The sequence below is a fragment of the Sphingobacterium griseoflavum genome (assembly GCF_014653155.1).
Lineage (GTDB): Bacteria > Bacteroidota > Bacteroidia > Sphingobacteriales > Sphingobacteriaceae > Sphingobacterium > Sphingobacterium griseoflavum.
Map to the genome: position 1 here is coordinate 198,495 of NZ_BNAF01000002.1, position 26,129 is coordinate 224,623.

At 45.8% G+C, this 26,129-nt stretch carries 12 protein-coding genes; 11 read left to right on the plus strand and 1 reads right to left on the minus strand.

Features of this window, described 5'->3' with window-relative positions; translation table 11 throughout:
* Positions 1-15 precede the first annotated feature (15 nt).
* The gene (locus IE165_RS02965) at positions 16-1,341 is read right to left on the minus strand and encodes a TolC family protein (RefSeq protein WP_189625114.1); all 1,326 of its coding nucleotides are present in this window, start codon (positions 1,339-1,341) and stop codon (positions 16-18) included.
* A 350-nt stretch (positions 1,342-1,691) separates the two neighbouring features.
* Here IE165_RS02965 and IE165_RS02970 point away from each other — a divergent pair, with 350 nt between their 5' ends.
* From IE165_RS02970 to IE165_RS03020, 11 genes are all read left to right on the plus strand, one after another.
* Positions 1,692-2,942 (plus strand): efflux RND transporter periplasmic adaptor subunit, encoded by a 1,251-nt coding sequence (locus IE165_RS02970; RefSeq protein WP_189625115.1) that lies wholly within the window; start codon positions 1,692-1,694, stop codon positions 2,940-2,942.
* Between the two features lie 13 nt (positions 2,943-2,955).
* Positions 2,956-5,343: an ABC transporter permease gene (locus tag IE165_RS02975; RefSeq protein ID WP_189625116.1), complete on the plus strand. Its 2,388-nt coding sequence runs from the start codon at positions 2,956-2,958 to the stop codon at positions 5,341-5,343.
* 54 nt (positions 5,344-5,397) lie between these two features.
* Positions 5,398-6,075 carry an ABC transporter ATP-binding protein gene (locus IE165_RS02980; RefSeq protein WP_189625117.1) on the plus strand — a complete coding sequence of 226 codons (678 nt, stop codon included), beginning with the start codon at positions 5,398-5,400 and terminating at the stop codon, positions 6,073-6,075.
* A 68-nt stretch (positions 6,076-6,143) separates the two neighbouring features.
* The gene (locus IE165_RS02985; protein WP_189625118.1) at positions 6,144-8,558 is read left to right on the plus strand and encodes an ABC transporter permease; all 2,415 of its coding nucleotides are present in this window, start codon (positions 6,144-6,146) and stop codon (positions 8,556-8,558) included.
* Positions 8,559-8,616: 58 nt separating this feature from the next.
* Complete coding sequence (locus tag IE165_RS02990) at positions 8,617-11,061, plus strand: FtsX-like permease family protein (RefSeq protein ID WP_189625119.1); 2,445 nt, start codon at positions 8,617-8,619, stop codon at positions 11,059-11,061.
* Between the two features lie 117 nt (positions 11,062-11,178).
* The gene (locus IE165_RS02995; RefSeq protein WP_189625120.1) at positions 11,179-13,590 is read left to right on the plus strand and encodes an ABC transporter permease; all 2,412 of its coding nucleotides are present in this window, start codon (positions 11,179-11,181) and stop codon (positions 13,588-13,590) included.
* A gap of 124 nt (positions 13,591-13,714) precedes the next feature.
* Positions 13,715-16,093 (plus strand): ABC transporter permease, encoded by a 2,379-nt coding sequence (locus tag IE165_RS03000; protein WP_189625121.1) that lies wholly within the window; start codon positions 13,715-13,717, stop codon positions 16,091-16,093.
* A gap of 124 nt (positions 16,094-16,217) precedes the next feature.
* Positions 16,218-18,584, plus strand: coding sequence for an ABC transporter permease (locus IE165_RS03005; RefSeq protein WP_189625122.1), 2,367 nt, complete (start codon positions 16,218-16,220; stop codon positions 18,582-18,584).
* Positions 18,585-18,708: 124 nt separating this feature from the next.
* Positions 18,709-21,108, plus strand: coding sequence for an ABC transporter permease (locus tag IE165_RS03010; RefSeq protein WP_189625123.1), 2,400 nt, complete (start codon positions 18,709-18,711; stop codon positions 21,106-21,108).
* A gap of 109 nt (positions 21,109-21,217) precedes the next feature.
* A complete protein-coding gene (locus IE165_RS03015; protein WP_189625124.1) occupies positions 21,218-23,623 on the plus strand; it encodes an ABC transporter permease in 2,406 nt (801 codons plus the stop codon).
* A gap of 74 nt (positions 23,624-23,697) precedes the next feature.
* Entirely contained in the window at positions 23,698-26,106 is a 2,409-nt protein-coding gene (locus IE165_RS03020; protein WP_189625125.1) for an ABC transporter permease, read from the plus strand.
* Positions 26,107-26,129: the final 23 nt, after the last annotated feature.

Below are 26,129 nucleotides of genomic sequence, written 5' to 3' on the forward strand. Positions count from 1 at the left end.
AAAACACTAAGATACTTACAATTCCAATAATCCCGCGTAATAATCATTGAAATATTTCTGCAATAGCCACTGATATTGCCTGATCAGCAACTCATTCCGCGTATTATCCAATTTATTCTTCGCGGTCAGGAATAATACAGAGTTGCTGTTTCCCGCATCAAAATGTACTTGCGCAATACGGAATGCTTCTTGATAGCTCAACTCCTGCTCCTGCAGGTTCTGCACATTTTTTTTCAAGGTTAGCATACTGAATACGGTCTTGGCCGTCTCTTCTCGGATATCATTTTCTTGTATCTTCCTGTTCCATTTCGCTTCTTCTAAATTAAGCTTAGCTAGCTTTACCTGGCTGCGTACCGCCATCCTGCTGAAAATAGGTACGCTCAGGCTCAACGATATCGCTTTTGAGGGGTAATTCACCAATTGTTGCCAGTAGTTGTAGCCCAAAACATCCACGCTTGAATAGATAGATCTGATTCCAGCATCCAGCGATAGCGTCGGATAATAGGCGGACTTGGCCACCTTAATTGCTTGTTCCGCTTCTCGGATACGCCAATCAAGTGCTTTAAAGTTTGGCAATACCTGCAACGCCTCTTCATAAAGTTCCGTCTCCGAAGACGAAGCAACCGACGAGGGCATAGCCAAAGGATGTAAAGAAGGTAATTCTGCTACGGGTAGGTAGAGCAGCGCCGCTAATCGAGCCTCATTATTGTAAAGATCCCTTTTGGTGTTTTCCAAGGTATTTTGCTCGGCATAGGCCTGTCCCTTGAGGTCGTGGTAATCTCCGGGGTTGATGGCTCCTTCGCCCTGCATAACGGTTGCCCTGCGCAGGTTTTCTTGCGTCACAGCGAGCTGGCCTTCGGCTTGCTGCAACATGTCGCGCGATGTCAACACGAGAATATAGGCTTCGATAACGTCGAGTTTCAACTCATTGATGGCGCTCTCAAATTCAAATTTGCCAGCCTGGCGCGCGCTAGCTTTACGACGGATATCATGCAAGATCTCGAAGCCGCGAAAAATAGGCGCGCTGAGTGATAGGGATTGGCTACCGGAATAATAGTTGTTGTCTACGAACTGATTCGTTGTGGTGTTGATACTTCGTCCTTCGTTATAACTATGTCCAACATTGCCCGCTATAGCGGGAAGTCGATTATACTTCGATTGTTTATAGTTCACCTCATTGCGAGACAATTCCAATTCGGACCGCTGTAGCATTGGATTATTTTTGATAGCGAGCGCGATACAATCCGCCAAGGAAAGGCGCTGAGACGTCTGCCCCATGATCGCAGTCAAATTGCCGCAGCAAACAAGGATCAACAAGCTGGCTCTGAGAAAATTTTTCATTCAATACTGTTTCCCTGCCATACACACAGCACGTGCCAAACACATAAATACTTATAAAAGAACAAAATACAATAACCACATGCGATAAACTGTCCGAATATGGACAGTCGCTGTACGAGCGTGGACAATCGGACGTTTTCCTTCAAAAATGATTCATTAACGGTATAAAGTTCCCGCCAAGGCTGTCCAACAGCGAACAGCAACTGTCCGATTACGAACACCCGCATATTGAAAAACAAAGTAAACATCTGATATTTAGATAATTAAAAAAATGGCATGAGTTTGTATAGGCTATTAGCAACGGTAGATAGGGAACCGCCAATTTTTACATATTTGACCTTAAAATTTTAATGGACAGACCGATAGAACAGAAGAAATGGAACACGAGACGTATTTTAACGCTCGTAGGCATCGTTGCACTCGTTAGCCTTATTGGCGCCAGCTATTATTTCTCCAGTGGAAATAGCAAGCTAAACGTCGAGGCCGATCGCATCAGCATCGTGGAAATTAAGGAGGGAACATTTCAGGAGTTTATTCCCATCAACGGAACGGTATTGCCCATCAGTAGCATCTACTTGGATGCCTCCGTCGGCGGACGCGTGGAAGAAAAGTTTGTGGAAGATGGTGCCATCCTCAAAAAAGGAGATGCCATTATGCGCCTGTCGAATACCGACCAAGAGCTTAGCCTGGTAAACCAAGAAACGCAGGTATTGAATCTACTTACCCAAGCACAAATAGCACGCACGAATGCCGAACAGGTTTCGATCAATAACCGCAACCAGATGGCCGATGTTGAACTCGCTTATCGCGAAGCCGAACGCATCTACAGATTAAATAGCAAATTATACAAGGAGAAAGCAATCGGTAGCCAAGAATATCAAAAGTCCCTGAATGAATACAACTACCAAAAGGAGCGGGTGACATTGACCCAGCAGATTCTTCGGCAAGATTCCATTTCCACTAGCCAAAAGGCCAACCAAGACCGCGAAACCTACCAACGTACCCAGAGTGCGCTACAGCTGATGCAGCAAAAAGTTGGCGACCTGATCGTTCGCGCGCCGGTAGATGGACAGCTGACATCCTTTGACTCCGAAATCGGGCAAAATAAGAATGCCGGTGAGCGTCTGGGCCAAATAGACGTGCTGACAGGCTTTAAGGTGCGAGCGGAAATTGATGAACACTATATCAACCGCATCTTTACCGAGCAGGTTGGCCAATTCTCCATCAGCGGCAAAAACTACCAGCTAAAGATCAAAAAAGTGTACACCCAGGTCACCAACGGACGCTTTCAAGTGGACATGGAATTCGTAGGCGAGATTCCAAAAGGTATCCGCCGTGGGCAAACCTTGCAAATACGCCTGGCGCTAAGTGACGAAACAAAAGCTTTGCTACTCGCTAAAGGAGGCTTCTATCAACAAACAGGGGGCAACTGGATCTTTAAATTGGATAAAGGGGGCAAAACAGCCTATCGTGTCGATATACAACTAGGCAGACAAAATCCAGAATATTATGAGGTGGTGAGCGGATTGGAACCTGGCGACAAAGTAATCGTATCCAGCTACGAAACATACGATAAAATACAAGAATTGAACATTCGCTAATTATTATACGACTATGCTAGCAAACTTTCTACGATCGGCGATCAGAAACCTTTGGAAAACCAAAGGGTATAGCTTCTTGAATATCTTAGGATTGGCTTTGGGCATTGCTGTCACGGCGCTAATCTTCCTTTGGGTCGAAGACGAAGTATCTTGGAATGATAATTTTGTTAATAAAAAAGATATCTATATCACAAAATCTCAACAGACCTATGATGGGAACATCAATGTGTTCGAAGCTACCCCCGGCCCATTCGCCAAAGAATTTCAACGGGAGTTTCCTGAGGTATTACACGCCGGAAGATTAAACTGGGGCAGCAGCAACCTCTTTACGGTAGGCGAAAAGCAACTTTATCAATTTGGCTATTATGCCGATCCAGAGATTCTTTCCATTTTAGCGCCTGAATTTTTAAAAGGTGATTTAAAATCGGCTTTAAAAGACCCTAGTAACATCGTTTTAAGCGAGTCTGCTGCGGTAAAGCTTTTTGGAAACACGGAAGTCCTTGGAAAAACAGTAAAATTTGATAATAATGAGGTGTTTACCATATCTGCCGTAACCAAGGATTTCCCTAAAAACTCTAGTTTCCGCTACGAATGGATAATAGACCTTAAGAAGTTGGAGATCGCTAAACCCGAGTTTGGATATTCCCATTGGGGCAACAATAGCGTAATGACGCTAGTGCAACTAGCCCCTACAGCAGACTTGGGCGCAGTGAACGACAAACTGGAATTTTATGTCAACATTAAACAGGGATCCGACGATCGCATTGATAAAAACTTTCTGTATCCCATGGAACGCTGGAAAATGTACAATACCTTTAAACAAGGGGTTGAACAAGAGGGTAAAATTAAAAGCATCCGATTATTCAGCTCCATCGCGTGGTTGGTACTATTAATTGCCTGCATTAACTTTATGAATCTGTCCACCGCTAGATCCGAGAAAAGATCCAAAGAGGTAGCCATGCGCAAAATCGTCGGTGCGCGGAGAAAATCATTGATACTACAATTCCTTGGCGAATCCCTTGTTTTTGCATTTATTGCTGGGCTGCTCGCCATAGGTTTGGTTCAATTAGGGCTTCCTTCATTCAATACTTTTGTTTATAAAGAATTGGCTATTGAGCTTGACAATTGGAAGCATCTTGGTTTTATTGTGTCCATCGTTGTCGTATGTGGCCTAGTATCAGGCAGCTATCCTGCTTTTTTTCTATCCTCATTTGCTCCCCTAACCACTTTAAAAGGTGGCAAACGGGCCGCCGGATCAAGTAACATCATACGCAAGGTGTTGGTCATTACGCAGTTTACCGCAGCCATCATTTTGATGATCTGCACATCGATCATCTATCTTCAAGTACGCCACGCCAAAAACCGGGATTTAGGATTTGACCGCAGCCAGGTGATCACGACGAACATACAGGGTAGTATGCCAGCGCATATGGATGTCATCAAGCAAGAGTTGAAAGCAACGGGCAGTATCGAATCCGTCGGATTAAGCATCAACAACGTGCTCGATGTCGGATCCAATACTTCTGGATTTGAATGGGATGGTAAAGACCCTAAATCATCCATCCTCATCGGATTCACTTTTGTTGATCCAGATTTTACAGACGCGCTGCATATCAAGGTGAAGGATGGCCGAAACTTTAGGCCAAACCTATTAGGTGATAGCTCCGCTGTTTTGATCAACGAAAGCTTCGCTAAATTAATTCAGCCGGACGGATTGGTTGCTGGAAAAATAATCAAGATGAACGGTTTAACATTCACCGTTGCAGGTGTTGTAGACAACTATGTTTACAACGACATCTACGGTACCGCAGAACCCCTGATGCTAGCACCTATGCCTATTGGATATGCATATGGTTATACCGGTGGGGTGTTAAATATAAGAACAGCGCAGGGCGCCAACCTACAAGATGTCATAAAACAGATAGAAGGAATTGTGAAGAAGTATAATCCCGACTTTCCATTCAGCTACCAGTTCTTGGACGAGACATTCAATAATTACTTCGGCACCGAGATGATGCTTCAAAAGCTGGCCAGTTTATTTGCCATTCTCGCGATCATTATTTCTTGCCTCGGCCTCCTCGGTCTTTCGGCTTACTCTGCCGAACAAAGAGCGAGAGAAGTCAGCATCCGTAAAGTATTGGGTGCTTCCATTGCGCGACTGGTCAAGATGCTGAATTACGAGTTTCTTATCTTGGTCAGCCTATCCTGTCTCATTGCTTTCCCTATCGCCTGGTACTTCATGAACGATTGGTTGAAAGGTTACAATTACCGTATGGATATGCCCTGGGTTGTTTTCCCTATCATTGCCGCCCTAGCCCTACTTATTGCGTTATTTACCATCAGCACGCAAGCGCTGCGTGCGGCCAATGCAAACCCGACCAAAACATTACGTGACAACTAGCACAAACATCAATTGACAAACAGAACATTGAACATAAGAAATTAACTAAATAACATGATCAAAATAACAAACCTCCAAAAATATTATCGCACCGAAGAGGTGGAGACGGTAGCCTTGAACAATGTGAATATTCATGTCAAAGAAGGCGAGTTTGTCGCTGTAATGGGCCCTTCAGGTTGTGGAAAATCAACCTTGCTTAATATCGTTGGCCTGTTAGACGATTTGGATGAAGGAAGTTACCTTTTTAACAACATTGAGGTCGCCAAATTTAAAGAGGGCAAACGATCCGATCTACGTAAGCACAACATCGGCTTTGTCTTCCAAAGCTTCAACTTGATTGACGAGCTGACCGTTTTCGAAAACGTGGAACTTCCCCTGGTATATACCAATGTTCCCGCTGCCGAGCGCAAGCGCCGTGTAGAGGAAGTGTTAGAAAAGGTACAGATCATGCACCGCCGCAACCACTTCCCGCAACAGCTGTCCGGCGGTCAGCAGCAGCGTGTGGCCGTAGCGCGTGCCGTGGTAAACAACCCCAAGCTGATTTTGGCCGATGAGCCAACGGGTAACCTCGACTCCAGCAATGGTAACGAGGTGATGCAGCTACTCACAGAACTTAACGAGGCAGGAACGACCATCGTCATGGTGACGCACAGTGAACATGATGCCAAGTTTTCCGACCGCGTGATCCGTATGTTGGATGGACAAGTTATTATGGAAACGGAAAACGTATAACGCTCACAGCACGACCACTCAGCATACAACAATAGATAAAAGACTAACCCCATTTAGATACTGCAGCTATGACGAGCTTTAAACTCACCTTACGACAACTATGGCAACGACGCCTATTTACCGGTCTTAATATATTGGGATTGGCCATTGGCATCAGCGCCTGTTGGATCATTTTCCGTATTGTAAACTACGAGTTTAGTTTCGACAAGTCGCACCCAGAGGGTGAGCACATTTATCAAGTTGGTAAAAGATCATTGTTCGAAAACAAAGAAAGTGGTTTTGCTGGCGTACCACTGCCTGTAGCGCCTTACATCATGGAAACGTTCGACGATTTGGAGGAAGTCGTACCAGTATATGAACGTTACTATGAGACCGTAGCGGTTGATCGCAAAAATAACGATCCTTTTCGCGTTGACGAGCAGCGAGACATTGTTAGTACCGTACCCGCCTATTTTGATATGGTTCCTTACACTTGGCTTGCCGGCAGTAAGGATAAAGCCATCGCGCAGCCAAAGACGGTTGTATTAACCCATTCGCGGGCTGCGGAATACTTTCCAAAAAAAGAAGTAGATGACATCATTGGGCAAACCATTGCCTACGACAGCACTTTGTTTACCATTACCGGTATAGTCGCCGACCTGGAAAAACCGAGCAGTTTTGCCGCAAAGGAATTTATGCCTATACCGGCAGATGAAATTACCGGCGGCAATTGGATGAGCTCCAACTCGGCGCATTTACTTTACTTAAAGCTGCAACCTTCCCAAAAGGCGGGCTTTCTACGTGCCCTCAATGCGAAATCTGACGAAGTCAATGCTGAAGAATACAAAAAATACAAATTTAAAAGTTGGTATGTGCTGTCGCCACTGGCAGCAAAACACTTTAACCAAGAATATGCCGCTGGAGCTTACAGCGCTAAAAAATCCCTGACCTACAGCCTCATAGGCGTCGGTATATTTTTAGCATTATTGGCTGCTATCAACTACATCAACTTAAGCACCGCCCAAGTACCGCACCGCGCAAAGGAAATTGGTATCCGAAAAACCTTGGGCGAACGCAACGGGCGACTAACATTGGAGTTTTTACGGCAAACCTTGTTTATCTGTCTTTGCGCCTTGTTGCTCGCTTTTCCTTTGGTATTGTTTTTCCAATACTTCTTCCACGATTTTATGCCACCGGGCATCAATGACTTCAACGACAACTTAGCTGTTGCCATATTTTTGATCACGCTATTAATCGCACTGACGCTATTCGCGGGCTTATACCCAGCCTATCTGATCAACAAGGTTAATATTGCTGATGTTATCAAAATAAACGGTTTGGGCAAACTGTCGCTAGGAAATCTTTCTGTACGTAAACTATTAATCGTATTCCAGTTTGTTATCGCACAGGTATTTGTTATCGGCGCTTTTATCGTGGCCTCGCAGATAAACTATATGATGAACACCGATCTGGGATTTGAAAAAAATGCAGTGATCACCATTAAGCTTCCGTACAAATCCTATCAAAATGCGGAAGTTAATCCGTTTTTATATAAACACGAGTTGGAAAACCGACCTGAAATCGCTGCTATCGCCTTGGGGCACCTCCCTTTAAACAATAACCATTGGGGGAATAGCTTAATTGCGAAATCGGACACGGGGCAAGTGCAGCTTAACTTAGCATTTAAATACGTCGATCCGGACTATTTAAACGTTTACGGGATCAAAACCTTGGCCGGACGATCTCCTTTAGCCAGTGATACGGCCAATGTCGTGTTCTTGAACGAAAGCGCCCGCGCGCGACTAGGATTCAAAAGCAATGACGCCGCTGTAGGACAACAGGTGTCCGATTTCGACGGTAAGCTTTTTACGATAACTGGAATAATTAATGATTTCCACCAAAAAGACTTGCATAATGCAAAAGAGGCGCTTGCAATTCGTATCTCACGAAACAAACAGGTATTGCAAGCATTCAACATCCGTCTAGCGAACTCTCCAAAAGATTGGCCGCATGCCATTGCCCTTTTGGAAAAAGAGTGGAAGCATTTCTATCCGAATGCCCCCTTTACCTTTCGCTTTTATGATGATGAAATGAAATCGTTGTACGAGTCTGATATCAAACAGGCGCGCATCATCAACTTGGCTACAGCGGTAACAATCGTCTTAAGTTGTTTAGGCCTTATCGGACTCGTAACCCTTACCGCTTACCAGCGCACCAAGGAAATTGGGATACGAAAAGTTTTGGGTAGCAGCGTGGTAAACGTCATCGCACTTTTGGCAAAAGACTACATTCAATTGGTTGGTATTGCGATTTTGATTGCCTGTCCCTTAGCGTGGTGGGGTATGCGTAAATGGTTAGAAGATTTTGCCTACCGCATAGAGATTCAATGGTGGATGCTATTGCTAACGGGCATACTAACCATGTTGATCGCTTTCCTATCAGTAAGCTATCAAGCATTAAAAGCAGCGAGAGCTAACCCAATCGACAGCTTGCGGGATGAATAGTAAAAGTTACTACCTGCGTTGCATCGGAGGTACATCTTTTGACTTTTTAAATTCTAACATGTTACAGAACGACATCAAAATAGCTTGGAGAAACCTACGCAGCCAGCGGCTTTTCTCTACCATTAAAATCGGAGGCTTTGCTTTTGGAATTGCTGTTTCCCTGCTTATTGCGTTGTTCGTGCAGCATGAGCTAAGCTACGATAAATTTTACCCGGAGGCGGATCAAGTATTCCGCTTGGTCGGCGTAGCCAAGCAAGACAATATCATCCGCAAGGGTATCTCCATGCCGGCACCTACCGGACCGACCTTCCAAGCAGAATTTCCTGCTGTGGAATCGACGGGACGGATGCTTTCCAACCCCTTGTTTGGCGCGGGGAGCAATCAGTTATCTACGAATGAAAATCCGGAAAACTTCGCCGATAATGGCTTCACCTACGTGGATCAGGCGCTGTTGGATATGCTGCCGCTAGCCACCGTGTTTGGTTCCTTACCTCGCGCACTTGACGAACCCAACAGCATCGTGATCACCAAAAGCAAAGCCGAGAAGTATTTCAAAGGAGACCCTATCGGCAAAATCATCTACCTAAATAACGATAAAGAAAAACCCTATAAAATCAATGCCGTTATCGAAGATGTGCCGAGCAACTCCCACCTCTATGGTTTCAACTTCTTTATGACCCTATCGGGCATCGACTTCTACCCCGGCGAACAGCAAAATTGGGTAGCCAGCAATTATGCCACATACATCAAGGTCAAGAAAGGAACAGATACCGAGCTGCTTGCCAAGCAGCTCACAAAATCATACATCAACGACCATTACATTCCGGCTATCCTGCAGGCCGGTATGCAGGTAAATCCAGTATTAAATTCCGCACGGCTCGTACTGCAGCCGCTCGAGAAGATACACCTCTACTCGACCGACATAAACGATTACAAGATCGAGACCCAGCAACGCGGCGACATCAAGGTGGTATGGATCTTTGCGGGCATCGCCAGCTTTATCCTACTTATTGCCGTAATTAATTTCATCAACCTATCTACTGCCAATGCGAGCAGTCGCGCCAAAGAAGTCGGTGTGCGGAAAACCATCGGATCCAGCAAGAAGGCCTTGATCAAACAGTTTATCACCGAATCTTTGCTTTATAGCCTCATCTCGGTGTTTCTAGGTATCGCCATCAGCTTTCTGCTGTTGCCCCTATTCAACAACCTAGCTGATAAGACCTTGCACATTCCGTGGGACAGCTGGTACTTTCTGCCTGCGGCCTTACTTGCGGCAGCAGGCCTAGGCTTGCTTTCGGGCATGTATCCCGCCTTCGTACTCTCCAGCTTCAAACCTATCGCGGTGCTCAAAGGCAACGTATCGCCAACAAGCGGTAGCTCCAACTTCCGTAATGGATTGGTCATCTTTCAATTTGCCACCTCCATTATCTTGATTATCGGCACGCTCATTATCAACCAACAGCTTAATTTCATCCTGAACAAAGACATTGGCTTCAACAAAGACCAAGTCTTGGTTTTACATGGAACAAAAACCTTAGGCAATCAGGCGGAGGTTTTTAAAGATGAACTCAGCAATATCCCCAGCATACAAAGTGTTGCCATTAGCGATTACCTACCCGTGAATATCGACGGATCCAAGCGTAATGGCAATACGTTTAATCTCGAAGACACGCAACAAGTGGAAACTAGCAAAGGAGGACAGTTTTGGATAGTCGATAAAGACTACATCAGCACATTTGGGCTGCATTTGATGGCTGGGCGAAACTTCAATATGGATATCGCGTCCGACTCGACAGCTGCGATCGTAAACCAACGGATGGTCAGAGAGCTGGGTATCAAAGATCCTATCGGTGCACGCATTACTAACGGCAACAGCTACACCATCATCGGTGTGGTTGAAGATTTCATCTTCGGCTCTCTACGCGAAGAGGGCTTAGATCCCCTTTGTATGGTTATTGGCGGCAGCAATTCGCTCATATCCGTTAAAATCAAAGCAGCCGATGCCACGCAAACCCTACGAGATATCAGCAACATTTGGACTAAATTTTTGCCACAGCAACAGATACAGTACAGTTTCTTGGATGAAGGTTTTGCCTCGCTATACAACGATGTACAGCGTACCCAAGGCATCTTCACGGCCTTCGCCATCATTACGATATTTATCGCCTGTTTGGGACTGTTCGGTCTGGCAGCCTATACCACGGCACAGCGCACCAAGGAAATCGGGGTGCGCAAAGTGTTAGGGGCAAGTGTATCGCGCATTATCCAGCTGCTATCCTTTGGATTCCTAAAACTGATAATATTGGCTTTACTTATTGCCACACCTATCGCTTGGTGGGCCATGCAAAGCTGGTTACAAGATTTTAATTACCGCATCGAAGTAGAATGGTGGGTATTTGCGTTGACCGGCGGCATCAGCCTGTTTATAGCTATGGGCACCATCTGCTACCATGCGCTAAGAACAGCAAGGATGAATCCTGTCAAGAGCTTACGGGATGAGTGATGAAAAGTCAAAATTAAAAAGTAAAAAAACCGACAAGGGTGATAAGCAGGTTGCGGAGGTTTTAAAAGCAAATGTGTCGTCTACGATCTAACTACTATTATCTAAATACGAAGTACTATGGTAAGGAATTATTTTAAAACAGCAGTCCGATACACCTTGAAGAACAAGGTGATTACAGGTATCAATATACTCAGCTTAGCGATTGGCATTAGCGCCACTTTGGTTATCTTTCTGCTGATCCAACACGACTTAAGCTTTGACAAGGAAGTCACGGATCGAGACCGCGTGTACCGTTTGGTGAGTGATGGCGACTTTAAGAATTCCGGCACTTTGGTTCCCTTGGTACGTATGCTAGAAACCGAACTGACAGCCATCGAGTCCGTGCTTCCGCTTTACAAGATCCAAAACGCGAAAATAAAGGCCTCCACGCCCGGCAGCAAACAGCAGCAGGTGTTAACCAAACAGCAAGGCTTCGTCTTCACCAATAGCCAATATTTTGCATTCTATCCACACACATGGCTGGCCGGATCGCCAGCCGCACTCGATCAGCAGAGCATGGCCGTATTGACCGACAAAGATCTGCAACGCTATTTCCCGAATGTTTCGCCTACAGAAGCCATTGGCAAAACGTTTGTCTTGGGCGATTCTATCACGCTGGAGATCGCTGGGATTGTCAAGGAGATGTCCTACAATTCCGATTTCAAGTTTACGAGCTTTGTCGGCGTCGCAACGATACCCCTGTATGCAAGCCTCAAAGAACAATTTAATTGGGACGCATGGAGTAATTACTCGGATGCCTACCAATGCCTGCTAAAGATCAAAGCGGGTACCTCCATCGAACACATGGAGAAAGAGATCCTTGCACTATTGGCCAAGCATAAAAAGATAGACATCGATGGTTGGGAAGACAAGTTCAAGCTGCAGCCCCTTGCAGATGTACACTTCAACACGGATTTTAATTACAGTGCCACCAAGCCGGATACCTTGCGCAACCTGCTTATACTAGCGCTGTTTCTACTGTCCTTAGGCATCATCAACTTTGTCAACCTTTCTACGGCCCAATCCATCGAACGGGCAAAAGAGATCGGTATTCGCAAAACCTTAGGCAGCTCTAAGCGGAAGCTGGTGCTACAGTTTCTCACCGAAACATGCATCGTAGCGTTCGTTGCGAACCTGCTATCTATTATTTTACTGCCTATCCTGCTACAAACCTTTGCCGGATTTATCCCCAAAGGAATTACCTGGCAAAACTTGCCAATAGCCAGTATGGCGCTGTTTCTATTCGTCCAACTTGTCTTCGTAACCTTAATCGCCGGATTTTACCCAGCTTGGATACTGACGGGCTATGCACCGGTGTTAGCACTTAAAAATCAGCTATCCAAAAACAGTAATCTGTCGAGAAGCGCCGGTATCCGCAAAACCTTAACCGTATTTCAATTTGTTTTAGCACAAGTTTTTCTGATAGCCGTCTTGGTGGTCAGCAAGCAGATACACTTTGCTACCCATAAGGACATGGGCTTTCGGAAGGAAGCTATTATCAATTTCTATATACCCGGTTCGTTCAGCAATACAGAAAAAGGAAAACTGTTAAAGAGCAAGCTCACAGCCATGCCCGAAATAAAGGCCTTAAGTTTTGGTAACCAATCGCCGGCCTTCTCCGGATGGATGAACACCACCATAAACACCGGCAACGAAGAGGACAACAAACTGGTGACCTTAGACTCTAGAACGGGCGACGAGCATTATCTCGAGGTATACAATATTCCGCTCGTGGCAGGGCGCAATATCGAACTTCGTGACTCCATTACCGAGGCCATGATCAACGAAAAAGCACTCCCGCTGCTTCACCTGAAGTCGCCGCAAGACGCCTTGGGACTATCCCTAAATAATGGTGAATTAACTGTCGTAGGCGTTATGAAAGATTTTGATGTGGCCTCTGCCCATCACGAAGTACGGCCACTCATTTATTGGGGGGATAAGAGAGGATATGTTATGCATATCGCCCTAGATCAGCAACATCCCGAAAACTGGAAAACAGCCATCGATAAGATATCCAAGGAATACAGCGCACTGTTCCCAGAGGATGCCTTCGAATACAAGTTTCTCGACGAAACTATTGCAGGCTTCTACATGAAAGAACAGCAGCTGTCCAAACTACTGCGATGGGCCGTGAGCTTATCTATCGTCATTGCCGGTTTAGGTCTATTTGGGTTAGCCATATTCACGGCCAACCAGCGATCCAAAGAAATTGGTATCCGTAAAGTATTGGGTGCTACCGCAGCACAAATTGTCGCCCTGCTGCTCAAAAACCTGATCTCCTTAGTGGCTATAGCCTGTCTGATCGCATTTCCGATCGCTTGGTATTTAGTCAACAATTGGTTGCAGGACTTTGCCTACCGAACGACAATCAACTGGTGGATATTTGCCGTATCGGCTATCGGCTTACTCCTTGTTGCAACAGCTGTACTCCTATCGAAAACGGTTCTTGCTGCACGTGCAAATCCGGTGGATAGCCTGCGGGATGAGTAGGGAAAAGTAAAAAAGCGAAAGTAAAATTAAAAAAAACCGACAGGGGATGACAAGCATGGCGCGAATTAGTCACAAGCAAATGCCTCGTCTACGGTCTAAGTACTATCATCTAAATACTTGAAAAATGATAAAGAACTATATAAGGATAGCTTGGCGCAATTTACGAAAGAGTAAATCATTCTCTATCATCAACATTTTAGGATTAGCTATCGGGATGGCGGGTGCACTGCTCATTGCACTTTGGCTACAAAATATGCTTTCCATGGATCACTTTCATGCAAAAAGTGATCGACTGTATGTCATGAGCAACCGCGACACCTATCAGGGCGAACTTCAAGCCTGGTTGAATACCCCAAAAATCATGGGGCCAACGTTAAAGAATGACTTTCCAGAAATTGAAAGTTTTACACGTATCGACCAAGGACACGAGTTTCTTACAACAAACAAGGAGAAGAAACTCGTTTCAAAAGTCGCTTTCGTGGATCCCGGCTTTTTTAATATGTTCAGCTACGAACTACTTCGAGGCGATAGGGTCAACCCACTGGCAGATGCCAATTCCGTAGTTCTTACAGAAAAATATGCGCAGGCACTTTTTGGCGATGAAGATCCCATCGGAAAATCATTGGAGATAGAGTCGACTCACCCTGTTGTGGTAAAAGCTGTGCTAAAAGATCCCTCCAGCGTTAGCAGTCTGCAATTCGACTACCTCGTATCTTGGGATCTCGCTAAAAAAATGGGCTACGTCGATGAAAACTGGTCCAACAATTCCACATACACCTATGTATTGCTAAAAGAAGGAACGACACTAAGCAATTTTAACAACAACATTCGCCTCTTTAGCCAAAATCATATCAATGTTGGCGACAACGAGATCAAATCAACGAATGAATTATTTGCATTCCCTTACCGAGACACTTACCTATATGACGCGAGCGAGCAGGGTAACTACACAACAGGCCGCATTCGACTCGTACATCTTTTTAGCTGGATCGGTGTATTCATCCTACTTGTCGCCTGCATAAATTTTATGAACTTGAGCACCGCAAGATCCGAGCGAAGAGCAAAAGAGGTTGGGGTTAGAAAAGTTATTGGAGCGACACGCAAAAGCTTGATTCTACAGTTCATCACGGAAAGTGTATTAATCAGCTTATGCGCAGCAGTATTTGCGGTGATTATGGTGGTTATCGCTCTTCCGTCCTTTAACAATTTGGTCGAAAAAAACCTGACCATTTCTCTCCTAGCCGGATGTAACTGGCTCTTCCTAGCCATCTTCAGCATCGTGACAGGAATCTTGGCAGGTAGCTACCCCGCATTCTTCCTCTCTTCGTTCAAGCCTATGCATACCTTGAAGGGAAAAATGATGGCTTACAGCAAAGGTCTTAACCTGAGGTCGCTGCTAGTTGTCATGCAGTTTAGCTTTGCTATTATCCTCACCATATCAACCATCATCGTCTTCCAGCAAATTCAGCATACCAAAGACAGAGACCGCGGCTACAATGTAAACGGTCTGGTAACAACGAAATTCTCCGGAGATTTGTACAAAAACTACGAAAGCCTTCGCCAAGAACTACTGGCCAGCAATGCCGTAACCTCGGTATCTAAGAACATGTCCCCCGTAACTAGTCGCTACAGTAACGGATGGGGATTTAGTTGGGCCGGAAGCGCAGAAAGCGATAAAAGGATATCTTTCAATCGCTTTAGTACAGATGCCGACGCGGTAAAAACACTAGGGTTTACCCTTGTTGACGGTCGGGATATTAATATATATAAGTATGCGACCGATAGTAATGCCATGCTGCTAACAGAAACTGCCGTCCAAAAGATGCGTTTAGAAAACCCCGTCGGACAGACTATTCAAGGAGATGGACAAAACTGGACAGTGGTTGGGGTGATCAAAGATTTTATCGTCGAGTCACCCTTCTACTCCCCTTATCCCATGGTTGTATTTGGACCACAGTCTTGGTTTTCCAATATCCATTACAGACTGAACACCACAAACAGCACATCCGATAATCTAAAAGTTATCGAAACGATCTTTAATAAATTTAATACGGAATACCCTTTCGAATACAGCTTTATTGATCAATCATTTGAAGACAAATTTAAGGAAGCGCAGTCCATCGGGACCATCTCCCTGCTCTTTGCGGGATTAACCATCTTTATCTCTTGTCTTGGGCTATTGGCACTGATCACGTACATGGCCGAAACGCGCATCAAAGAGATCGCTGTGAGAAAGGTATTGGGGGCAAGTATCCTCCAAGTGACGTCGCTGCTATCCATCGATTTCATCAAACTGGTCCTTATCGCGATTCTCATTGCCTCTCCAGTAGCCTGGTGGGCAATGGAAAAATGGCTGCAAGATTACAGCTACCGCATTGAAATACAGTGGCACTATTTTCTTTCCGCAGGGTTAGCTGCTGTCTTAATCAGCATGGTTACCATCAGCTACCAGTCCATTAAAGCTGCGCGTGCAAATCCCGTGGACAGCCTGCGGGATGAGTAGGGAAAAGTAAAAAAGCAAAAGTAAAAATTTAAAAAACCGACAGGGGGTGACAAGCATGGTGCGAATTAGTCACAAGCAAATGCCTCGTCTACGGTCTAAGTACTATCATCTAAATACTAGAAAAATGATAAGGAACTATTTTAAAATCGCTTGGAGAAGCCTTCGTAAGAACAAAGGCTTTACAGCGATCAATATACTGGGGCTTGCCATTGGTATGGCAGCAGCTATGCTTATTTTCCTTTGGATTAGCAGTGAGGTAAACTTCGATCGGTTTTACCCGAATACAGATCGCTTATATGCTGTGGGTACGCGAGAGCCACTAGACAATGAAATATCAGTCTTTTTCTCGACGCCAAAACCATTAGCTCCGGTTATCAAAGAGGAGTTTCCTGAAGTAACGAACAGCACCCGTGTTTCAAGAATCAACGGCTTCTTGTTCACGGTAGATAGCAAAAAATTGACGACCGGTGATGCGGCCTTCGTCGACTCCACTTTTTTAGAAATGTTTGGACTGCCTCTTCTGTCTGGAGATCCGAAAACAGCGTTAACCGATCCGTCCAGCATTGTTCTATCAGAAGATCTTGCAAGAAAACTCTATGGAACCACAGATGTCATCGGGAAAAATCTTGCTTTAGATCGCAACGAAATTCTTACGGTCAGTGGAGTCATTAAGCCTATTCCGAGCAATAGCCGCTTTGCCACTTGGGAGTATCTGCTTCCTTGGACCTGTATGGAAAAACTAGGGTACGCCGATGAAAGTTGGGGCAATAGCTCCGTGCTCGCCTTTGTCGAACTGAAACCACAAGCGGATCTTCCCGCCGTGCAGCGAAAGATGCAAAAAATCCTACAACGGCATTCTGCAGATTTACGATCTGAAACCTTTCTTCAGCCTTTGTCCGAGAAGTATCTGTACAGCAAATTCGAAAATGGCAAAGCTGTAGGCGGCCGCGTAGAGATGGTGCGGGTCTTTACCATCATCGCCGGATTTATCCTGTTGATTGCCTGCATAAACTTTATGAACCTAAGCACCGCACAATCCGAAAAGCGCGCAAAAGAAGTCGGTGTACGCAAGGTCATCGGTGCCCAAAAGCGGACATTGATCGCGCAATTTCTTACGGAATCTCTTTTATTGACAACCCTCGCTGGGATCTTCGCCATAGTGTTGTCGCTACTTGCTTTACCAGCCTTCAGCCAATTGGTTGGCAGAGAACTATTCATCGATTTTACCTCTTGGAAATTTTGGTCGTTATTCGGTGCGTTTATCCTATTTACAGGATTGTTGGCAGGGAGTTATCCCGCTTTCTTCCTGTCCTCCTTTCGCCCTATAAAAGTGCTGAAAGGAAGGTTTCAACAAGTACAGGGCAAGATAAGTGCCCGAAAGATATTGGTTGTCTTTCAGTTTGTGATAGCCATCATCTTGATCATTAGCACCCTAGTTATCCAACAACAAATCCAGCACGGACAAGATCGCGAAAGCGGATACCAAAAGGACAACCTCGTATACATTCCCGAAAAAGGCGATATCTCTAAAAACATTCAACTAATCAAACAGGCTTTGATGGAGCAGCAGATCGCCGCATCGATAACACGTACCATGTCACCCCTCACCGAGCGTTGGAGCGGATGGAACGGTTTCTCTTGGGAGGGAAAAGATCCGAAGAGCATAATACAGTTTAACAGACAAACGGCAGATGACAAGCTGGTGCAAACCGCTGGCTTTACCTTAGTTGAGGGACGTGACTTCGACCTCAACAAATTTCCGACAGATTCTAATGCTGCAATATTAAATGAATCGGCTATACAAGTCATGGGATTGAAGGATCCGGTAGGAAACTATATCATGGATGGAGGATCTAAGTTCCACATCATTGGCGTCATCAAGGATTTTATTCAAGAGTCACCATTTGATCCAGTGCTGCCGCTAGTATTTGAAGGGGCAAATGGATTTGGCATGCAAACCATACACATCAAATTTAACCTCAACTTGACCACCAAAGAGGCATTGGAAAGAACGGAACAGGTATTTAAAACATTTAACCCCGACTATCCATTTGAGTACAAATTTATTGACGATGAGTATGCCGACAAATTTGCGGAATCTCAAAAGATAGGAAAGCTAGCATCCTTATTTTCTGGACTCACCATTTTTATCTCCTGCCTTGGCCTTTTAGGTCTTGCGGCCTTTATGGCGGAAAATCGCACCAAGGAGATTGGTATCCGTAAGGTTTTGGGGGCTTCTATTTTCTCAATCAGCAAGTTGCTTTCCAATGAATTTTTATCCCTAGTACTGTTTGCTTGCTTAGTGGCATTTCCCATCGCCTTTTGGGCAATGAGCAACTACCTCAAGTCATTTGCTTATCGAACGGCCATAGGCTGGGACATTTTCATGCTAGCAGGTCTTGGGGCATTGTTTATTTCCGCTATCACAGTAAGCTACCAGTCCATTAAAGCTGCCCGTGCAAATCCCGTAGATAGCCTGCGGAATGAGTAGGGAAAAGTAAAAATGAAAAACTAAAAATTAAAAAAACCGACAGGGGGTGACAAGCATGGTGCGAATTAGTCACAAGCAAATGCATCGTCTACGGTCTAAGTACTATCATCTAAATACTAGAAAAATGATAAAGAACTATATAAAAATCGCTTGGCGTAGCATCTTAAAAAACCGCTTCTTCAGCCTATTGAATGTCGTTGGTTTAGCGATAAGCTTGGCAGCAGCCATCTTATTATTTTCCTACGCGCAACAAGAATGGAGCTACAACAGACACTTTAACAACGGGTCGAATATCTACAGGGTTTACTTGCAAGCAAACGCAAAGTACAACTTTGAAAAGTGGACCAACCTCCCCAACGCTGTCGGGCCATTTATGTTGTCCGACATCCCCGAGGTAAAATCTTTTGCGCGCTTGGTGAAGCTTGACTTTACCGGCTTTGCTTCATTTCAGGCAAACGACGACACCTTTATCGAAAAAAATATCGTGCTTACGGACGCGGCTTTCTTTGATCTGTTCGACGTAGAGTTTTTGGAAGGCACTCGCAGCAGCAGCTTCTCCAGGCCGGGGAGCGTCGTTATTTCCGAGACCCAAAAGCGAAAGATCTTTGGCGATAGTCCAGCCCTCAACCAAACGATGGTCATCAACCAACGCGATACCGTCTATATCTCCGGCGTCTACGCCGATTTACCGACAAACAGCTCCTTCGATGCCACCATCATGTTGAATATCATGGACTCGTGGATGGGCAAAAATGTGCATTGGTCAAATGCCAGTTATCAAACCTATTGCTTGCTGGATGAAAAGGTTGCACCGGCCGATGTCGAAGCGAAAGCCACCGCTTTGATCGACAAATATATCCCGACAGACAAGCAATACTACAACAAGTTCTTTTTACAACCTCTTGCACAGGTACACCTTTACTCGGCAGACCTAGAAGAGACCGTACTCAGCAGGCAAGGAAACATCGCCAGTGTGAGAATGGTTGTTCTGCTTGCCGCGCTGATCATCGTTATCGCCTGCATAAACTACATGAATCTGGCTACTGCACGTTCGCAGCGCCATGCTAAAGAAGTAGGCATAAACAAAGTGCTGGGAGCACGACCAAAACAGATCAAGGCACGCTTTTACTTAGAGACCGCATTCATCACCTTTTTTTCCATCTGCGCCGGCCTCGTTTTAGCATTAGTCGTCGCGCCTATATTCAATACACTGGTAGATGCCAATATGTCTGCTGCGCAGCTTTTAAGTAAAGAAAGTGTAGGGCTGTGCCTCGCTCTTTGGCTCATCACTACGCTGTTGGGAGGCACCTACCCGGCAACCTTGATGGCAAACATCCCCTCATTATCGTTGATGAAGAAGATTACATCGTCTAAAGGAGGCATGCCCATTTTCCGCCAAGGACTGGTACTCTTCCAGTTTACTTGCTCGATCATCTTAATCATAGGGGTGATCATCATCTCCCTGCAGATGAAACATGTAGCCAGTAAAGATTTAGGCTACCAACCTACAAATATCATGATTGTACCCATACGCTCGATACCGTCCATGGACAAATACAACAGCATCAAACAGGCTGTGGAAGGGCTAGCGGGCACCGTCAGTAGCGCCACGCTACAATCATTCCCCGGTTACGGAGAAAGCGGAAAAAATATACATCGGCCTGGGGCACTCCAAGAGGGACTTCCCACAGCTACCAGCAGCAGCAACGGACCCGTAGTAGCAACTTTGGGCTTGCACCTGATTGCCGGAACCGATTTACCTTCGCAACTGTCCCCCAACGACACAACCTGTTACGTCCTGATCAACGAAGTTGTTTCAGCCTACTTAGGATATACTGATCCAAACGATGCCGTCGGGAAAAATATCGACACGGAAATGAGCAATCGCTCCATCATCAGCGGCGTGGTGCGCAACTTCAATTTCAACAGCCTAAAAGGCGACATCGGTGGTTACGTTTACTCCCGCATGAATCACCCCAGCGAAAGCTACCGTTACTTGTTGCTCCGCTACCAAACCAATAAAAAAGAGGACTACGTGCTCCAAGTAAGACAGATCTTTGAGACGCAGCTGCCGCAGGCTGCTTTTGACTATCAGTTTATGGACGACCATATCAAAAACTATTACTCCTCAGAGAGCAGGACCAACAACATCATCACGACGGCCTCCCTCCTGACCATTTTGGTAGCCTGCATCGGCTTATTTGGACTGGCAGCATTTACGGCCGAACAACGTCGAAAAGAAATCGGTGTTCGGAAGGTACTTGGCGCGAGTATTTATAAGATTGTACAGTTACTATCCGCGCACTTTTTGCTCTTGATCCTCCTATCATTGGTCATTGCGAGCCCTATTGCCTGGTGGATATTCTCCGATTGGTTGCAGAATTTTAACGATAAGATCGCTATTCCGTGGTGGTCATTTCTAATTGCGGGTTCATTCGCTACGGGAATCGCCCTCATCACGATCGGCTTTCAAGCGTTGAAAGCGGCCAAGGCCAATCCCGTAGATAGCTTAAGGGATGAGTAGTAAAAATTAAAAAGGGAAAAACTGACAGGGTTAATAAGCATGGGACTAGGGCTTTAAAAGCAAATGTATCATCTACGGTCTACATACTATTATCTAAATACAACGTACTATGATAAGGAACTATTTTAAAATCGCTTGGCGAAACCTCTTGAAAAACAAGGGATATTCGTCGATCAACATCCTCGGCTTAGCTATTGGGCTGGCATGTTGCCTATTGGTTGTTCTGTATATCCAAGACGAGCTTTCCTTTGACCATTACCATACCAAGAAGGACCGCATCTATCGTGTAGTGCACGATTGGAAAGAAAAAAATGGGATGGAAACACAGCAGATATGGGGAAATGCACCCGTTGGTGCAGCCCTGAAAGCCGATTTCCCAGAGGTGCAAACGATCGTACAGTTTTCCGGTCAGATATCCATCCTACTGAAGCAGGGCGAAAAGGCATTTCAGGAAGAGCGTGTCTTCTGCATGGACTCCACCGCATTTGATATGTTCAGCTGGACATGTATTGCAGGCAATCCCCACACCGCATTGGCGGCACCTTACTCGATCGTATTGACCGAGACTATGGCCAAGAAATACTTTGCCGACAGCAACCCTATTGGTCAAACCTTGGAAGGAGGCGTCACCGGCGGCCGCGCTGCGCCAGGCATATATACTGTCACCGCCGTGATAGAAGACCTCCCTTCCAACTCCCATTTTACCTTCGATGCCCTGCTCTCCATGAGTTCCTTTCGGCAATCGTGGGCTGAAGTATTCGATCAATGGGAATACGTAGATTTCTATACCTACCTGCTCCTGCCCGAGGGCTACGACATCCATAAACTGGAGAAACAGGTACCCGATTTTATTGCGCGTCATCAGGCTTCTCAAGAAGGTAAATACAACATTCACTTCGAACCCATGCTTGGCGCCTATCTAAATTCCAAAGCAGACCGCCAACCTGGCCCTGTGGGAAACATGCAAAACATCTATATTTTCGCAATCATCGGCGCTTTCATCCTCTGCATCGCCTGCGTTAATTTCATGAACCTCGCTACCTCCCGTTCGTTGGAACGAGCCAAGGAAGTCGGTGTGCGTAAAGTTGTGGGCGCTAGCCGAAAAAATCTGATCGTGCAGTTTATGAGTGAGTCGCTCCTGCTCGTGGTCTTCGCAGCACTATTGGCCTTCGCACTCGTCATCTGCTCATTGCCTTTTATGGAGATGTTTGCAGGCAAACGCTTTGCGCTATCCAGTTTATTCCAAATGCAAACCTTCAGCCTCTTTATATGTATCGTCTTGATCACTTCTTTGGTTGCAGCCAGCTATCCCGCATTTGTATTAGCCAACTTCAAGCCGGTAAAAGTATTTAAAGGTTCATCCGGCTTAGCGGCGGGCGGTACTTGGTTGAGAAAAGGGTTGGTCGTTTTCCAATTCGGTTTGTCCATCGCATTGATTGCAGGTACCTTGATTGTGTTTTCACAACTGCGCCACCTGCAACAAACGGATCTGGGGTTCCAGAGAACGCAAATGCTGGTCATTGACTTCAACTACGACGATCAGGTGCTGCAAAACCTAGATGCCATCAAACAAACCTTTGTCCAGCAAAAGGACGTCCTCTCCGTTTCCGCCTCTCGAAGCATTCCGGGCTCTTATTTCCCCAATGCTGGCACACAGATCGAGCTGCCCGACGGTGAAATGAAATCCTTAAACCAAGCTATATTCGAGGTGGATGTCGACTTTATTCCCAACTTCGATATACAGATGGCTGCCGGCCGACCCTATGCTAGGGAATTTCCCGCCGACACCATAAACTCACTGGTCATCAATGAGGCCGCGGCCAAACTGTGGGGCTACCCCGATCCAGAAAAGATCATTGGAAAGCGCTTCGCGCAATGGGGACGTGAAGGGCAGGTCATTGGCGTTGTGAAAGACTTCAACTACCTTTCGCTCCATCAAAAAATAGAACCGTTGACCCTACGCCTCGAACCGCTGAGTAGCAAGTTCATCACCTTGAAGATACAGCAGGCCGGCAATCCGGAAACAATCGCTAAACTGGCCGACATATGGTCCTCCGTAGCGCCGCATCGCCCTTTTCTATACAGATTTCTTGATGATAGCTTCAACCGTCAGTATGACGCAGACTATCGCTTCAGACGACTGTTCTCCGCCTTCTCGGGTTTGGCTCTTTTCATCGCCTGTCTAGGCTTGTTGGGCTTGGCAACCTACACCGCGCAGCAACGCACCAAAGAAATAGGTGTGCGTAAAGTGCTGGGCGCATCCACCTTTAGTATCGTCAAACTGCTCTCTATAGACTTTCTGCGCTTGGTCATCATCGCTCTATTTATTGCCGTTCCCTTGGCCTGGTGGGCCATGAACCAATGGCTCAGTGATTTTGCCTATCATATTACCATTCCATGGTGGATTTTTGCCATCGCTGGCGCCAGCTCCTTATTTATTGCCCTCTTTACCATCAGCGGTCAAGCGATACGCGCTTCCATGGCTAACCCGGTAGATAGCTTAAGGGATGAGTAGTGCGTACAGGTAGTGAGTGCTTCCGTAGCAAAGCATATTTTTGACTTTTTAATTTTGACTTTTTAATTTTTAACATGATCACGAACCACATAAAAATCGCTTGGCGGTCTTTAAGTAAGGCCAAAGCACTAAACGCCATACACATCTTCGGCTTAGCTGTAGCTATCGCTTCCTCAACCTTGCTCTATTTGACAGCGATGTTCGAGTTGTCTTTCGATAATTTCCACGAGCACCGCGAGCGAGTAGGCTTGCTATACACCGAAATGCAGCCAGAGGAAGGAACAAAGCGCAGCTCCACGGTAGCTACACCCTTGGCTCCCGTTTTAAAAACCGGCTTTCCAGAGATGGCCTATGTTAGCCGATACATGAACAGCGGTATTATCTTGCGAAACGGAGACAAGCAACTGGAAGCAAGCAACAAATACGTTGACCCCGACTTCCTTTCCATCTTTAGCTTTCCCTTTGTGGCTGGAAACACATCGGCCCTAAACGAGTTGGACAACCTGGTGATCGACGAAACCACGGCCAACAACCTCTTCGGCAGCCCTTCCGTCATCGGCAAACAGGTGGAGGTATACCAGAACGGAAAATGGGGATCAAAGACCATTAGTGCCGTACTCGCTAAAATACCCAACAACTCGAGCTTGACTTTCAATACACTGTTGCGTTTTGAACATAAACCAAATTACCAAGCCAATCTCAACGATTGGGGGCACGAAGATCACAGCGTATTTGTAAAACTGAAATCGGGTTCAATAAACGACGAGGCATTTACCAAAAAAGCTAAACCTTTTGTGGATCTGTATTATAAAGATGAAATTAATATGCGCAAGCGCGATGGTTGGGGGGTAGACAAAAATGGGGCTTACGTTGCCCTCCACCTGCTACCTTTAACAAAATATCACCGTAATGATCTAGGCGTCGGTCATGGCTCCGCACCGCTATATCCATGGATCTTACTTATTATTGCTGGCTTGATTCTTTTTATCGCTTGCTCCAATTTTGTCAATCTTTCGTTAGCCAATTCGTTCGCCCGAAATCGAGAAATAGGCACCCGAAAAACGTTAGGCGGAACAACCTTCCAACTGATGGCGCAATTGTGGACAGAATCATTGCTGTTATGTATATTGGCGACCTGTATTGGAATAGGACTAGCTTGGGTGTTGTTGGCGCAGTACAATGCGATCATGAATTACAGCTTGTCCATTGCGCAATTGCTCTCGCCGCTCAATCTCCTCTTCTTTTTGCTGACGTTCTTGCTCCTAACACTAGTGTCTGGGGGATATCCCGCTTGGCGCATCGCAAAAGCAAATATTATACAGACCCTAAAAGGAAAGGTCTCCGTCAAAAGCAGCCGCTTACGCAATAGCTTAACGGTGCTGCAGTTTTCGATTGCCATCGTCTTGATCTTGGCAACCATCGTCATCAGTTTTCAGTTACGCTATATGGCTGAGCGGCCGCTGGGTTTTGATAAAACGGAAGTCATCAGCATCCCTATTGGTGAAGGGATAGATCCCGAAAATGCCCTGCAGCAAATGCGTGTAGCTCTTGCAGCACACCCTTGGGTACAGGCTGTCAGTGCATCGGACATGAACCTTGGGCGCGGACGCGATGGTAGCATGTCCACCAGCCGTTTCGGTTTTGATTTTGAAGGGAAACAGATCTATACGAATTTTATGCGGGTAGATTTTGATTACTTGAAAACCTTAGGCATTAAACTGCTGGACGGGCGGGACTTTGACCGCCGCTACCTGAATGACACCGCCAGTGTCGTGATCAACAGACAGATGGCGATGCAACTCGGCGGGGCAGACAAGGTTCTTGGGAAAACGTTGGAGATAGATGGCAACCCCCAAGTGATTGGTGTCATTGATGATTTTAACTTTCAGGATTTACGCCGAAAGGTCGAGCCGCTAACCTTATCGATCAATCCAAATATCTTCTCCGTCTCTTACATCTTCGTACGCGTCAAAACAGACAACTTGGGCGACAGCATGAGCAAGCTGGAAGACATCTGGAAAAAGATAAACCCAAAAGCGAATATCGCTGCATCCTACCTAGACGAAAACACACAGAACATGTACCGCGATGAGCAACGTTTCGTGCAGATTGTCATCAGCGGCGCCATTGTGGCCATTTCCATCTCCTGTCTTGGTTTGTTTGCACTCGCACTCTTGATGATCAATAAAAGAGTGAAAGAAATCGGCATCAGAAAGGTGCTGGGCTCCTCCGTGATGCAGATTATGCTGTTATTATCCAAAGAATTTATGGGACTCATGCTGATTGCGTTTTTTATCGCATCGCCATTGGCTTGGTGGATGATGCGCTCGTGGTTGCAAGGCTATGCCTACCGAATAGATATACAATGGTGGATGTTTGCCGCTGCCGGCATACTGATTACCGGAATAGCACTTGCAACAATTACCTGGCAAACGCTACGTGCAGCAACCAGCAATCCGGTGGATAGCTTGCGAGATGAGTAGTGAGTAGCTGCACGTTCACGATT